At 49.8% G+C, this 259-nt stretch carries 1 protein-coding gene; it reads left to right on the top strand.

Annotated features, from left to right (window positions below):
• Positions 1-168 precede the first annotated feature (168 nt).
• Positions 169-259 (top strand): LysR family transcriptional regulator (locus SB772_RS42690; protein ID WP_410838856.1); only part of this gene is annotated, 91 nt, incomplete at its 3' end.

Raw genomic sequence — 259 nt, 5'->3', positions numbered from 1 at the left:
CATCGGCCTTGTAATCCTGTTAGCCGCATAACACATGACGAAACGCCACGGCTTGCCAAACTTGTAAAAAACATATTGTTATTCAGGCCACGGAATAAGAACCGCCATTCTGATTACACTGTTCCGTATTTCGAATAATATCGCAGTGCAAACTGTGGAGATCCCATCATGGACCAGCTCTCGGCAATGCGCGCCTTCATCCGCGTAGTGGAGACGGGTAACTTTACACGGGCCGCCGACACTCTGTCGATGCCAAAGG

It is taken from the genome of Paraburkholderia sp. SIMBA_030 (assembly GCF_046535245.1).
GTDB lineage: Bacteria > Pseudomonadota > Gammaproteobacteria > Burkholderiales > Burkholderiaceae > Paraburkholderia.
This window is presented reverse-complemented; position numbering and strand designations above follow the sequence as displayed.